Origin of the sequence: Shewanella sp. ECSMB14101, from assembly GCF_000773485.1 — a bacterium.
GTDB lineage: Bacteria > Pseudomonadota > Gammaproteobacteria > Enterobacterales > Shewanellaceae > Shewanella > Shewanella marisflavi.
The window spans coordinates 44,222-56,714 of the sequence record NZ_JSFF01000027.1 but is presented as its reverse complement, the minus strand read 5'-3'; the positions used below and the strand labels follow the sequence as shown (position 1 = coordinate 56,714).

Sequence of the window (12,493 nt, the reverse complement as noted above, 5' to 3'; positions counted from 1 at the left end):
CCGCTTATCCGCGATGAACCTTTTTTATTGCCCGTTTATAGCCCCTTGCGGATGATCTGGTGCGCGCTAAAGGCGCTAAATAACAACAGGCTTGGGATGGCAATAAAATGGCCGAACAGGTTGGGCTGGGTGGTAAAGTGCAGCCATAGCAGCAGGGTCCAGCTTATGCCCAGGTAACCCAGGCTTAGGATCAGGTGTAGTGTCCGTGTGTTCATCTGCTTACTCCTTCTTTTTGCTATGTGGTCAGTATAAAAACTCGACAAACAGGCTAGAAGTGTCATTATTGACAAAATAAGGGTGATAAGTGACAAGTTGTTAGGTGAGGGAGAAGGGATGAAGACAATCATGATACTGGCGGCGGGCAATGTGGTGGCCGGCGGCATAGTGGGGCTGATTGATGTATTTAGCTTTACCAATGCCCTGTATCGCAGGCTCAATCCTGATGCGACTCAAGACCTGTTTCATTGCCATATCGTCTCCGGCGATGGCAAGGCGATCACCACCAATCAAGGCTTCCAATTGGCGGCCATGGGCTTGACCGACGATAGCCAGCTACAAACTGCCGATGCCGTGGTGCTGGCGTCTGCCTTTGTGACCAACAAGGTGGAATTTAACCAATATCAGCAAGATTTTTTGCCCCTGTTATCCCCTCTGAGAGCCTATGCACAAACGGGTAAGCCTATCGCCGCCTATTGTTCAGGTACGCTGATGTTGGCGACCTCAGGGCTGCTGGATAACCGGCGAGCCACAACGGTTTGGTGGTTGTCACAGATGTTTGAGCGTAATTTTGCGCGGGTTAAACTCTGCATGGACTCCTTGGTGGTATCTGACGGTCAGTTTCATACGGCGGGGGCGACCACCTCAAATTTAAGCCTAGCCTTGCATTTGGTTGGGCTGCTGGCGGGCGAGTCGTTGGCGCAGCAGATGGCTAAAATATTGCTGATCGATCCTAATCGCTGTTCACAGCAACCCTTTATGACCATGGCAATCACCCCCGAGCATCACCAGGATGAGTTGGTCAGAAATATTCAGCAGTGGATGCAGGCTAACTTAAATCAAAATTGGTTACTCGATGAGGTAGCCACTAAGTTTGCCGTGGGTAAGCGCACTCTGATCCGCCGCTTTAAGCGGGCGCTTAATGAGACCCCCGCCAGCTATATGCAGCGGCTGAGGGTTGATGAGGCTAAACGCTTGTTGGAAACCACTGAGTTGGCGCTAGAGCAGATCGTCGCCCGAGTGGGTTATGAAGATGTCAGCTCCTTTCGAAAGCTGTTCATTCAGTTGACCAGCCTCTCGCCGAGGGCCTATAGGCAAAAATTTAACACTCACACTTGTTGCTAGCGGACTGGCTTGGTTTGTGGCAAACGCCGAGGCTGAGCTTGAGTCGAGCCAGAGCAGGTCCAAGCGTTACTTTGAGGTCTTAGTGTGCTTTTCCATGTGGGCCTTGAATAGAGCGTCATTTTCTTTTTGCTCTTGGCGCTCTTTTTCGTCTATGGCGTTCATTACTTGGCGCTCACATTCAAGGCGGGTGTTTTCTCGCTGCAGCGGGTTGGTGGCGTGATCTGTCTGGGCGCCGCACAATGCGTTGGCGCAGCCCGACAGTCCAACAAGGGCTAGTAGGCCAACGAATGTGCGTTTAACAGCTGATGAAATGGTCATATCCTCTTGTACCTTGTGTTTTTTGAGCGATTTATCGTATTTAGCCATTATAAAACCATAGGTGGTCTCTGGTACAAGAGAAAAAGCTTAAGCCTTCAAGCATTGCGGCTGAGCGTCTCAAACTCCTGCTTCAATTGGTAGTCGTTGTCGGTGACGATGCGTTCCAGCACTCTGACTCTTTGCTCCAGCTGTTCATTGTGTTGCTTGAGCCTGAGTACCTCATCATTGTTATCAGACACTTGCTTACGCTTTTGCTGTTTTAAGTAGTACTTGTACATTTCGCTTAAGGTGGTTGCGGCCACGAGCACCAACATGATGATCATGACGACTTGTTGCTTATCCATAGCAGGTTCCTCATGTTTGGGCCTCCTTGGGAGGCCCGTAGGGGTTAGAGTCCGAAGACGATTTTTTCACTCTTGAGTGAGCGTTCCATACCAAAGGCCAGAGCCAGGGCGATGATAAAGGTGATCGCGCTGGAGAGCGCCAGCTGCAGCATGGGGATCTCCTTGCCCTTGATGAAGGCGATCAGAGCCTGCATCTGACCCGAGATCGGCAGCCACTGTAGTGTGTCTGGCGCTATGTTGTAGCTCGCCGCCATCGACAGCATCATGGGGACGATCAGCACTATGGTGAGATAGGACTGCGCCTCCTTGAATGACTTGGCCATAAAGGAGACAAACAGCTGCAGCGCCGCCGCCATCAGGGCGATGGGCAGGCCAATGGCCAGCATCAAGAGGATGAAGTCGACATTGATGTTGACCGAGAAGCCCAGCTCCTGCCAAGGCACGAAGCCGTAGGCGATTTTAGAGATCACTAGGGTGAGGATAAGCCCCAACATGGCAAAAATAGTAACTGCCGCCACCTTGGCCACTACGATGTCGCGGGTCGATACCGGGTGGCTGAGCAGCAGCGCTAGGGAGTTGCGCTCGCGCTCGCCGGCGCTGGTGTCGATGGCCAGGTTCATGCCCGAGATAAACACCGCATAGACCATCATGAAGATGGCGATGCCCAAGATCATTCCGCCCTTGGAATCAGAGGTGGCCTGATCTTCCACCTTAACTTTGATGGGCTGCATCACCTTAGGGTCGATGCCGCGGGCGATCAGTCGCAAGCTGCCCATCTCGGCACTATATTGTTGCAGAGCCTTTTCCAGACGGCGAATCGATGACTGCAGCTTCTCGTTGGAGTTGTCGGCGATCAGCACTATCTCGGCTGCCTGGCTCTTGGCCATGTTGGCGGCGTAGTCAGGGCTGATGACGAGTTCTATCTCTTTGCGGTCGCTCTCTTCGCCTTGGCTGATCTCGTTGCTGGCGAGATATTTCACCAGATCCGGAGCACGCTCACCATGGGTGATGGTGATGTTGAGCGCCTCTGGGCTGGTGATCTGGCCAATGAGGATCATAAACATGCCACACATCATCAGCGGCGCGCCGATGGCGTAATAGAGTCCGGCCATGACAGAGCGTTTGTCTCTGGCGGCATCGGTCAGCTCTTTTCTGACCATAGTAATAATTGAACTGATCATGCTGCGATTCCCTCGTCGGTACCGATTAGCTGGATAAAGGCATCTTCCAGTGAGTCCTTACCTGTCTGTTGGCAGAGCTCTTGGGGGCTGCCAACGGCGACCACTCGTCCCTCGGCCATGACGATCACCCGATCACATAGGGCGGCAACTTCCTGCATCACATGGCTGGAGAAGAGTACACAGTGCCCAGCTTCTTTAAGATCTTTGAGCAGGTCCCGCAGTACCCGGGTGCTCATCACGTCCAAACCGCGAGTCGGTTCGTCGAGTATGATATTGGTGGGCTCATGCACAATCGCCTGGGCTAGTGCCGTCTTCATACGCTGCCCCTGAGAGAAGCCCTTGCATTTGCGATCGGCAATATCATTCATATGTAGTTTGCCCAGCACCTTGGCCGAGGCGGCCTTGGCCTGATCGCGGGAGAGACCATTGAGCTCGGCAAAGTAGCGAATGTACTCTCTGGGCGTCAGGCGCTCATACAGGCCGAAGGGATCGGGAAACAGTCCCAGCTGCTGCTTGGCGGCAACAGGCTGTTTGGCCACATCTATGCCGTCGATTTCGGCGATCCCTTGATCTGGCTTAAGCAGACCAAAGACGGTGCGTAGACAGGTGGTCTTGCCTGCGCCATTGGGGCCCAGCAAGCCGGTGATCTGGCCGTCCAGGGCCTCGAAGCTCAGATCGTTCAGCGCCTGCACTTCGCCGATGCGCTTAGATAAATTCGATACCTTAATCATGTTGCACTCCTTGCTGCTGGTCGTCACTAAGCTTGGCCTGGCTGATGCTCTGGCTGAGTGTGTCCTGCGGGATGGCTTCTACCGTGTTGGCATTGAGGTAGAAGTTACGACTGACATCATTGTTTAAACAGGTTGGCGAGAGTCCATCAACACTGCCGCTGCCGATCAGTTCTGCGATAAGGGTGTTGGCGCAAGACTGATAAGCCACACCATGGGTGGCATAGGGGGCAACGAAGTGTTTGGCATTGGTCAGCTTTGCAGTTGCCAGCTCGCCCCAGCTCGGTGGTGTCGCGGGATCTATCTCGCCAGATAACAATAAGGTGGGGAGGTTACTGGCAATGGGGTCTGCAAAATCAAGGCTAACAGGTGGGATCTGCCAGATAGGGCAGGAGAGATCGAATGCCTTGATCATCTCTTTACCGAAGTAGCTCTGTGTTAAGCGCTCGCGCTCCGCCTCGCTAAAGCGGTGCCAATCTTCGCCACAAACCACGGCCGAGTGCATGCCGGCTGCAATGCCTGTGCTGTTGACGGTAAGGGCGTAAAGTCCGGTGATTGCCTGATAATTGCCCTGGGCCGCCTGATGGATGGCATGGGGCAGTAGTGCCCTGACATTAGGCATGTAGAGAGCCATGCGGATGGCGCCCATAAATTTGCCCTTGGTCATCACGAGTTGAGTGGGCGCATTGGTTAGCGGGTCGCGTGTCTGGCTGATCGCCGCACCTTGGCTAAGCAGGGTTTCAACCTGGGCGAGTTCTTCACCAAGTTTCGGGAATTGTTGATGACACAGGTCGTTGTTTTGGCAATCTTTTAGCAGCAGATCTATGGCGCGGGTGATGGCATCGCCAATATTAATAACACTTTGCTGCATGGGAACCACACCATCTAAGGTGACGGTGGCCAAGGCCTCTGGATGGTGGCGCATATAGAGCTGGGCCATGCGAGTGCCGTAAGAGATGCCATACAGGTGCAGTTTTTGGTAGCCAAGGGCTTGTCTGACCGCCTCGAAATCTTTGAGGGCGGTTTCACTGCCATATTGGCTGACATCGGCGTCAAGCTTATCAAGGCAGGCCTTGGTCTCGGCGGCGATATCCAGTTGCTCTTCATTAAAGGCCAGGCCGCCTTCGAAACCCTCTCCGTCGCAGGTCAGTGGGTTTGAAAGACCTGTGCCGCGCTGATCGATCAGCAGAATATCGCGCTGCTGGCGCACCTTAGTAAAGATCTTGTCGAAGCTGGCGGCGTTATCTATGGCCGACTGGCCAGGACCGCCTGCGATGGCTAGCAGGGCTTCTTTTTCAAAGCTGGGCTTGATGGCGGGCAGGACCAGATAGTGGATCTGTATCTGTTTTCCCTGGGGGGCGTCATAGTTTTCAGGCACTGTAATAACGCCGCAACGCAGACGATCTGATAGACCATCGACATAGCAAGCCTCAGTCTTGCCTTCTTCTTTTGGGTTGGCCCAAGTGGGTTGAGACAGCAAGAGTATTGCCATGCAAATGGGCAGTAGTAGCGCCAAGACCCGCTGCATGTGGGGGCGCCTATTGACCATCAATTTTACCTTTCCTTGAAGCATGATACCGATTCCTTAGTTGAAATTTATCGTATCTATGTTAGTTTAATACTGTATCGGTGTATCAATGTATTAATACAGTGAATAAAGACTAATGCTAGATTTACTTAGTGTCAACCCCAGTAATGGTGACCCCATCTACCGACAGTTAAGCGATCAGATTGTGCGCTTGATTGTGGGCGGCCAGTTGCAGCCCTTGGAGGTATTGCCTTCGGTGCGGCAGATTGCCGAGCATTTGACGGTTAACCCAATGACGGTTTCTCGCGCCATTCAGCAGCTGGTGGAACAGGGCTGGTTGGAGCGTCGTCGTGGTCAGCCGACCAGGGTGGCACAACGTGGCGATAGCCAAGGCACCTCCAGCGTTGATTTGATGACGCCTCAAGTCAATTCACTTATCGCTCAGGCTAAACAACTCGGCGTTAGCCTGGATGAACTCAACACCATCATTGCCAAGGCATGGCAGCAAGCGCAATAAAGGAACAGATGCAGATGCAAGAGAGCAATCAAGCTATATTGGCCTTTCATGAGATCAGCAAGGCATTCGACGACAAGTTAGCCATAGATGAGCTGTCTATGGCCCTCTATCCTGGCATGGTGGTGGGCCTACTGGGGCAAAACGGCGCCGGTAAGTCGACCCTGATGCGTTGCGCCTTAGGCATACTAAACGTGACGCAGGGGCGAATAGCGATCTTGGGTGGTTCCAGCGAAAATCTGAGTTCTGCCCAGAAGGAGCTTATCGGCTATGTGCCGCAGCAGCCTTTTGGTTATGAAGGCTTTAGCGTCGAGAGAGCCCTCACACTGCATCGCAGTTTCTACCCTAGTTGGGATACGTCTTTGGAGCAGGAGTGGCTGGCCCGATTCGATCTCGATGGGCAGCAACAGGTGCAGCGCCTCTCGGTGGGCCAGCGTCAGTCGCTGGCGCTGATCATGGCCATGGCTTATCGTCCGAAACTCTTGATCCTTGACGAGCCAGTCGCCAGCCTGGATCCTATCGCCAGACGCGAGTTTATGTCAGATCTGTTTGAGTTGGCTTTAGATGCTGGCTCAGCTGTCTTGTTTTCCTCCCACATCACCTCAGATCTCGAGCGGGTTGCCAGCCATGTGGCCCTGATGCGTAAAGGCAAGTTGGTGCTCTTCAAAGAGATCGATGCCCTGAGGGAGAGTGTCCAGTTGGTGAGCCTTAAGCCGGGGCAAGTGTTGCCCGACGGGCTAGTGGTGCTTAACCGTCAGCAGGATAAGCTGCTGGTGGATCACTATGAGCCCTCAATGGCCGCTTGTTTCGACACGGTGACGCCGATGAATCTGGAACAACTCTTTATGGAGTTACACAGATGATGCCTAAGGTTCTGCGCGGCATGGGGCGTTTCTGGTTATTTGATGTAGGCAGCGCCAGTTTTCTTGGCACAGGCTTACTCGCGCTAGTGATGTTGCTGGTGATGGCCGTGGCGGAAAAATATGCCGCTATGCCCGTTATGCTGGGGATGATACAGGTGTCGACCTGCGCGGCGATCGCCTGGCAACTCAACCGTTTGTCGGCCACCGAATGGGCCAGCCTAGTGCCGGGTTATGCTGATAACATTCAGTGGCAAGCTCTGATGGTCGGCGGCGTTGCCAGCCTAATCTCGCTCACTGCGGCGCTGCTCTTGCCTATTGAGGGCGCCATTGCCCAGGTAGGGGTGGCAACTCTTGCAGGGGTTGTCTTTGTTTATGTCTGCCGATTGCACATCAAGAGTTTCTATTTCTCTTTTGGCCTGTTTTTATTACTGCCCTTCTTACCCGAAATCACCGCCATGCTGCCAAGCCTGAGCTTATGGTGTCTGCCAGTGGCCATCATAGGTTTTATCTATCTTATTCGCTGCGATCTGCAGCGTGTGGTCTGGCACCTTGAGGCCCGCTCTGTCTATCTTAATGGCTTGGAGATGGGCTGGTTTTGGCTGCCGAACCTAGGTTCCAATAACTTGATGATGCGGCTGGACAGATGGCTCCATCCTGTGAACTTCTTTACCGGCCCTATGCTCTCCATGTTGCTGGTGCTGCTACCAAGCCTGGCGCTAGTGATGAGTTTAGTGAATGTGGTTGCGGGCATAGAGCTGCCGGTCCTTTTCATCATGGGGCAGTTCAGCGCGGTAGCCTGTTCTTTGGTGCATTGGAGCCGTATTCAGCGCTGGCGAGCGGCTGAAACCCTGTACATACTGCCGGGATTTGACGGTAAGCAGGGGATGGTAGAGGCCTTTGCCAGAGGGCAGTATCGTTTACTGAGTTATATCACTCTCACCATGGCGCTCTTGGCAAGTTTCGCTTATTGGCTGAGCGACAGTGTGACCCTGATCATCTGGTGTCACCTGGTCTTAAGCACCTTTAGCGTATGTGCCATCTTGCTGGGGCTAGGCTGCGCATCCCGCAATGCCATGCATATCTCTCTCAGTTTGTTAGTGGTGATCTGCCATGCGATCTGGCTGTCGACCGCCCTGCTGGCTGCGCGTGAGGGGCGGGATCTTACGGCTTGGCTAGCGATAGATTTGGGCCTGGTTGCCTTTTCTCTGCTAACGCTTTGGTGGGGCAAGCAAAAGCTGTGGCGAGACCATCTCGTCTGATCTCATCTCTGGTCTGCTTTGTGCTCTAATTAACATTATTGGAGCAAAAACTCTTATTTTTTGGCCGCCGTTGCAGTAAAATGCCGCAAAACAGGTACAAGTGTACGCTAAATGGGTCAAATAATTATGTCGCTTCAACAGTATCATCCGATAAGCCTGATGCAGGCGCAGAGCCAACAACGTGGTGATGCCATTGCATTAGAAGGTTATGGCTTATCCGCGCCTTGGCAGAAGGTTAGCTGGCGCCGATTCGATGAGATTGGCGATCAAGTTGCTAAGGCACTGATCCGTTTTGGCTTTGCTGCTCAAGATAAGGTAGTGATACTGTCACAAAACTGTCCACAGTGGACTTGTGCCGATGTGGGGGCCCTTAAGGCCAAGGCGGTTGTCGTGCCCGTTTATCCCACCAGTACCCTGGAACAGGCGCGTTATATTGTCGATGATGCTCAGGCCAAGCTGATCTTTGTTGGTGATGCTGAGCAATATCGCATGGCCTGTGAATTAGTGGCCCTGTGTCCAAGTCTGACTCAAGTCGTGGTGTTCGACTCTGAAGTTGAACTGAGTGAAGCGGAAACAGCTGTTCATTTTGATCAGTTACTGAGTCAAACCTATACCGCTGAGGTTGAGGCCGAGTTGGCCCAGCGTTTGGCAAAGCAGGATTTGGATGATCTGTTAACCCTAATCTATACCTCAGGCACCACGGGCGACCCTAAAGGGGTGATGCTGGATTATCGCAATATTGCCTCGGTGATCCGTCAACACGATACCATTTTGCCTTTCACGCCTGGCGATGTGTCGCTGGCCTTTCTGCCATTGAGTCATGTATTTGAGCGCGGTTGGAGCTTCTATGTGCTCTGCCGGGGTGGACATAATGTCTATCTTAAGGACCCCATGGCAGTCAAAGAAGCGATTGTCGATATTCGCCCGCACACCCTTTGTGTGGTGCCACGCTTCCTGGAGAAGGTGTATAGCGCGGTGCAGGATAAGGTGAGCAAGGCACCCGATACCCGTAAGAAATTATTTGCCTGGGCGATGGCCGTAGGTCAGCGCCAGTTTGAGGTTAGCCAAGGCCGTGCTAAGGCGTCTTGGTGGCTTAAGGCGCAGTGGAAGCTGGCCCATAAGCTGGTTTACAGCAAGCTGCAACAGGTGCTGGGTGGCAGGCTTAAGTTTATGCCTTGCGGCGGTGCGGCTCTGGATCAAAATGTCGCGAGCTTCTTCCATGCCATCGATATTCCTGTGCTCTGTGGCTACGGCATGACGGAAACCACTGCGACAGTGACCTGTAACACTTTGGATAACAGAGTCGCCGGTTCTAACGGTAAGACGCTGCCAGAGGTAGAGATCAAGCTGGGTAAAGACAACGAGATCTTAGTACGCGGCGATACCGTGATGCGCGGTTATTATAACCGTCCTCAGGAGACGGCCGACACTTTCGAAGATGGCTGGTTGAAGACTGGCGATGCTGGCCATATTGATGAACAGGGTAACCTGTTTATTACCGACAGAATCAAAGAGTTAATGAAGACCTCAAACGGCAAATATATTGCGCCGCAGCGGGTCGAAGGTAAGGTGGGTTGCTGCCCCTTTATCGAGCAGGTGGCGGTGATCGCCGATGCGAAAAATTATGTGACCGCCTTGATTGTTCCGGCTTTCGAGTCGTTGGAGGCTTGGGCTAAAGAGAAGGGGCTGCATTACGAGTCGCCGATGGAATTACTGCGTCACTCCCATGTGGTAGAGCATTTCGAGCAGCGCCTCAAACATCTGCAACAAGAGTTGGCGGGCTTTGAGAAGATCAAGAAGTTTACTCTGCTGCCCGAGGCTTTTTCGATGGAGGCCGGGCTATTAACGCCGACCATGAAGTTAAGACGTAAGATGATCTATCACAAATACGCCACTGAAATTAACGCCATGTACGTTAAATAACAGTGATATAAAGGGCGTCTCACAATGCGGCGCCCTTAAGCTAAACGTCCAATTGTCCAAAAGTCCATATTGCATCCCCCTGGCTTCTCGGTTAACGTCTCTGCCATAAAAATAACGACTTAACCTTAGGAATGCCCTGTGTCAGCACGCTTTTTTACTCTCACGATTCAACCCAGATTTAACGAAACCGATGGCCTGGGCCATATCAATAATACCGTGATGCCTGTTTGGTTCGAGGCGGCGCGTGAGCCTATCTTTACACTCTTTAATCCTGAGCTTAATTTAGCTGAGTGGAACCTGATCGTGGCAGGCTTTACCATCGCTTACACCTCACCCACCCAGTATGGGCTGCCGGTTGAGATAAAGACCTGGGTAAGCCGTGTGGGCAATGCCAGTTTCGAGGTGGCGCAGCAGAGCTGGCAAGGTGGCAAGATGACAGCAGAGGCCAAGACGACCCTAGTGCACTATGACTACAGCATCGACAAGAGTCAGCCTATAGGTGAAGACGTCAAGCAGGCGCTGCTCGCCCTGACCGGCGAATAGCCTACAGCGCTACAAAAACTTCTGTACATACCAGCAACTAGCACTGATGGTGAGTTGCTGGGACTTGGCCCACTCTAATCCATGCCTGACCAAACGTCCTGCCACGCCCTGACCCCGCAACGGATCCGGCACAAAGGTACGGGTAAAATCTACCTGGTCACCTTGTTGTTGATACTCTAGTACAGCGTCATGACCTGCAATGGATAAGATAAATCTCTGTTGATCGGCTTGGTGTAAGATAGTCTCTTGGCTCATTGTGTCGTTCTCATTAGGCTAGATTAAACTTAACGTTAGCACAGGTAAGCAGATAAGTGACAAGATGGTTTTATGATGATTAGAAACGGACAATGGGGCTGAAATCCTTGTTTAAGCAGAGAGTTAAACAAAGGATTACTTTATGGGCCTTTGGCTTGTTGCTTAGCTATGCTCAGGCGACGCTGGCGGTCGAATCTGATATACGCGCCGCGGTAGAGGCGAAGGTGAAGGGTGATATCACCAGTGCCATGGTGTTGACCGACGCCAATCTGATCACCTTAGGTATCGTCGATTTTAACCCCAATACCATAGTGGACCTCAGTGAGATAGGTGATATCAATGCCGGTGATGAAGAGTCGCTCAAGCGCCGTAGTCAGTTAACCTCTTATACCTTGCCCTGGGAGAGTGAGCCGCTATTGCTGGCGCCCAAATGGTCTGGCAGTGCCTTGGTGCGTCTCTCCTATGTGCATGCCAGCGACAGCGTTCAGGGACTGGAAGATGAGACCATCAGTAGCCCAATGCAGGACACCAGTTATCTGCTGGCGGCTGAGTACCGTTGGAAGTATCAGATAAATGAGCGGTGGCGGGCGATTTTCGGCCTGGGGGCTCAGTTAATTTGGCAGGAAAACAGCTTAACCTATAATGATCCCGTGCTGCGCAGCGTCAGCGGTTTTCTCGATGGTAAGCTGGTGAACACCCATTATGGCGCCATCATGCTAGACCCCAATGTCGAACTGACCTATATCGGCGACTTGATGGGGAACAAGTGGGAATTTATCAGTACTCTCAGGTATGGCATAGGCCGCAGCGTGCTGACCGACGATGGCATGCAGTCGGTAACGCCCCAGGTTGGTCGTTTTAGTAATGCCTTTGTGTTTAACTACGGGCTTCCCGACTTCTTCGATCGCCAAAACGAGATGCGCCTGCTGGCCAAGCGTATCGATCTCAGTGGGGATGTGATCGACCCTATGGGCACCCATTACTACTATGAGTTTGGCGCCGGCTGGGTGGTGCAAACCCCCTCGCTTTCCGCCTGGCTGCGCAACATAGGGATTGGCATTACCCTCAACATCAATAGCGGCCTGAGTGGCGGCGGTATAGTCTTGCTGTTTAATGAAGAGATGTAATACCAATCATGGCAAGTACCGGATCACTTACTCACTGTGATTGGTATGAGCTGTTAGTCAACGCAGTGATCCCTGAGTACGGCCAATAGCTCGGCGGGCAGCTCGGCCTTAGCTTGCTTGTGAAAGTCGAACATAACCGCAACCGAGGAGCCAGTGGTGGTGATAGCCTGTTGCTGCTCGCTGAACACCTGATAATGCATGGTAAAGCGATCTTTATGGATGTCGCTGATACTGACGCCGACGAGTAGCGTATCGGGATAGGTGACCGGACGCTTGTAGCGTGCCTGGTTGTCACTGATCACCGGGCCCATGCCGGATTTGTAGAGTTTATCTAGTGGAAACAGCTGGTTAAAAAAGTCGATACGTGCCGTTTCGAAGTAGCGGAAATAGACCACGTTATTGACGTGTTGCAATGCATCCATCTCGCCCCAGGCGACCGAGATGCGGGTATGAAAGGGAAACTGGCTAACGAACTGCTCCATATCTTAACCTTTAATTTTCAAACAAGTGTTTAGTTTTAGGTTAAGATATCAGCATCTGCCGGGAATACCAATTCCGATTGCAACAGA

Annotated in this window: 15 protein-coding genes; 7 read left to right on the top strand and 8 right to left on the bottom strand. The window is 52.5% G+C overall.

Annotation, left to right across the window (positions count from 1 at the left end):
* Positions 1-35 precede the first annotated feature (35 nt).
* Entirely contained in the window at positions 36-215 is a 180-nt protein-coding gene (locus NY07_RS16665; protein WP_033540491.1) for a hypothetical protein, read from the bottom strand.
* A 118-nt stretch (positions 216-333) separates the two neighbouring features.
* On the opposite strand from NY07_RS16665, the gene NY07_RS16660 reads away from it, so the two are divergent.
* A complete protein-coding gene (locus NY07_RS16660) occupies positions 334-1,341 on the top strand; it encodes a GlxA family transcriptional regulator (protein WP_033540490.1) in 1,008 nt (335 codons plus the stop codon).
* 66 nt (positions 1,342-1,407) lie between these two features.
* On the opposite strand, the gene NY07_RS16655 is transcribed toward NY07_RS16660, so the two are convergent.
* The 5 genes from NY07_RS16655 to NY07_RS16635 are packed head-to-tail and all read right to left on the bottom strand — an operon-like array spanning position 1,408 to position 5,485.
* Positions 1,408-1,707 (bottom strand): hypothetical protein, encoded by a 300-nt coding sequence (locus tag NY07_RS16655; protein WP_033540489.1) that lies wholly within the window; start codon positions 1,705-1,707, stop codon positions 1,408-1,410.
* 47 nt (positions 1,708-1,754) lie between these two features.
* Positions 1,755-2,003: a hypothetical protein gene (locus NY07_RS16650; protein WP_033540488.1), complete on the bottom strand. Its 249-nt coding sequence runs from the start codon at positions 2,001-2,003 to the stop codon at positions 1,755-1,757.
* Between the two features lie 44 nt (positions 2,004-2,047).
* Positions 2,048-3,181: an ABC transporter permease gene (locus NY07_RS16645; protein WP_033540498.1), complete on the bottom strand. Its 1,134-nt coding sequence runs from the start codon at positions 3,179-3,181 to the stop codon at positions 2,048-2,050.
* Complete coding sequence (locus NY07_RS16640; RefSeq protein WP_033540487.1) at positions 3,181-3,915, bottom strand: ABC transporter ATP-binding protein; 735 nt, start codon at positions 3,913-3,915, stop codon at positions 3,181-3,183. Before NY07_RS16640 ends, NY07_RS16645 begins: the two co-directional genes overlap by 1 nt.
* Positions 3,908-5,485 carry an alpha/beta hydrolase gene (locus NY07_RS16635; protein ID WP_373681762.1) on the bottom strand — a complete coding sequence of 526 codons (1,578 nt, stop codon included), beginning with the start codon at positions 5,483-5,485 and terminating at the stop codon, positions 3,908-3,910. The genes NY07_RS16640 and NY07_RS16635 overlap by 8 nt, the downstream gene beginning before the upstream one ends.
* Positions 5,486-5,576: 91 nt before the next feature.
* Between NY07_RS16635 and NY07_RS16630 the strand changes: the two genes are divergently transcribed.
* From NY07_RS16630 to NY07_RS16610, 5 genes are all read left to right on the top strand, one after another.
* The gene (locus NY07_RS16630; protein WP_033540486.1) at positions 5,577-5,957 is read left to right on the top strand and encodes a GntR family transcriptional regulator; all 381 of its coding nucleotides are present in this window, start codon (positions 5,577-5,579) and stop codon (positions 5,955-5,957) included.
* 14 nt (positions 5,958-5,971) lie between these two features.
* The gene (locus tag NY07_RS16625) at positions 5,972-6,817 is read left to right on the top strand and encodes an ABC transporter ATP-binding protein (RefSeq protein WP_033540496.1); all 846 of its coding nucleotides are present in this window, start codon (positions 5,972-5,974) and stop codon (positions 6,815-6,817) included.
* Positions 6,814-8,076, top strand: coding sequence for a hypothetical protein (locus NY07_RS16620; protein ID WP_052125853.1), 1,263 nt, complete (start codon positions 6,814-6,816; stop codon positions 8,074-8,076). The genes NY07_RS16625 and NY07_RS16620 overlap by 4 nt, the downstream gene beginning before the upstream one ends.
* Before the next feature lie 126 nt (positions 8,077-8,202).
* Complete coding sequence (locus NY07_RS16615; protein ID WP_033540495.1) at positions 8,203-9,999, top strand: AMP-dependent synthetase/ligase; 1,797 nt, start codon at positions 8,203-8,205, stop codon at positions 9,997-9,999.
* A gap of 138 nt (positions 10,000-10,137) precedes the next feature.
* The gene (locus NY07_RS16610) at positions 10,138-10,542 is read left to right on the top strand and encodes an acyl-CoA thioesterase (RefSeq protein WP_033540484.1); all 405 of its coding nucleotides are present in this window, start codon (positions 10,138-10,140) and stop codon (positions 10,540-10,542) included.
* A gap of 9 nt (positions 10,543-10,551) precedes the next feature.
* Here the strand turns inward: NY07_RS16610 and NY07_RS16605 are convergent, their stop codons facing one another.
* Positions 10,552-10,797 (bottom strand): GNAT family N-acetyltransferase, encoded by a 246-nt coding sequence (locus NY07_RS16605; protein WP_033540483.1) that lies wholly within the window; start codon positions 10,795-10,797, stop codon positions 10,552-10,554.
* 155 nt (positions 10,798-10,952) lie between these two features.
* Between NY07_RS16605 and NY07_RS16600 the strand changes: the two genes are divergently transcribed.
* Complete coding sequence (locus NY07_RS16600; protein WP_235363952.1) at positions 10,953-11,924, top strand: Solitary outer membrane autotransporter beta-barrel domain; 972 nt, start codon at positions 10,953-10,955, stop codon at positions 11,922-11,924.
* A gap of 53 nt (positions 11,925-11,977) precedes the next feature.
* Here NY07_RS16600 and NY07_RS16595 read toward each other — a convergent pair whose 3' ends face one another.
* The gene (locus NY07_RS16595; protein WP_033540482.1) at positions 11,978-12,406 is read right to left on the bottom strand and encodes an acyl-CoA thioesterase; all 429 of its coding nucleotides are present in this window, start codon (positions 12,404-12,406) and stop codon (positions 11,978-11,980) included.
* Positions 12,407-12,493 lie beyond the last annotated feature (87 nt).

Coding starts and splice junctions, on each gene's coding strand:
- NY07_RS16665 (WP_033540491.1), bottom strand. CDS start 215: ATGAACACACGGACACTACACCTGATCCTAAGCCTGGGTTACCTGGGC.
- NY07_RS16660 (WP_033540490.1), top strand. CDS start 334: ATGAAGACAATCATGATACTGGCGGCGGGCAATGTGGTGGCCGGCGGC.
- NY07_RS16655 (WP_033540489.1), bottom strand. CDS start 1,707: ATGGCTAAATACGATAAATCGCTCAAAAAACACAAGGTACAAGAGGAT.
- NY07_RS16650 (WP_033540488.1), bottom strand. CDS start 2,003: ATGGATAAGCAACAAGTCGTCATGATCATCATGTTGGTGCTCGTGGCC.
- NY07_RS16640 (WP_033540487.1), bottom strand. CDS start 3,915: ATGATTAAGGTATCGAATTTATCTAAGCGCATCGGCGAAGTGCAGGCG.
- NY07_RS16635 (WP_373681762.1), bottom strand. CDS start 5,485: ATGCTTCAAGGAAAGGTAAAATTGATGGTCAATAGGCGCCCCCACATG.
- NY07_RS16630 (WP_033540486.1), top strand. CDS start 5,577: ATGCTAGATTTACTTAGTGTCAACCCCAGTAATGGTGACCCCATCTAC.
- NY07_RS16625 (WP_033540496.1), top strand. CDS start 5,972: ATGCAAGAGAGCAATCAAGCTATATTGGCCTTTCATGAGATCAGCAAG.
- NY07_RS16620 (WP_052125853.1), top strand. CDS start 6,814: ATGATGCCTAAGGTTCTGCGCGGCATGGGGCGTTTCTGGTTATTTGAT.
- NY07_RS16615 (WP_033540495.1), top strand. CDS start 8,203: ATGTCGCTTCAACAGTATCATCCGATAAGCCTGATGCAGGCGCAGAGC.
- NY07_RS16605 (WP_033540483.1), bottom strand. CDS start 10,797: ATGAGCCAAGAGACTATCTTACACCAAGCCGATCAACAGAGATTTATC.
- NY07_RS16595 (WP_033540482.1), bottom strand. CDS start 12,406: ATGGAGCAGTTCGTTAGCCAGTTTCCCTTTCATACCCGCATCTCGGTC.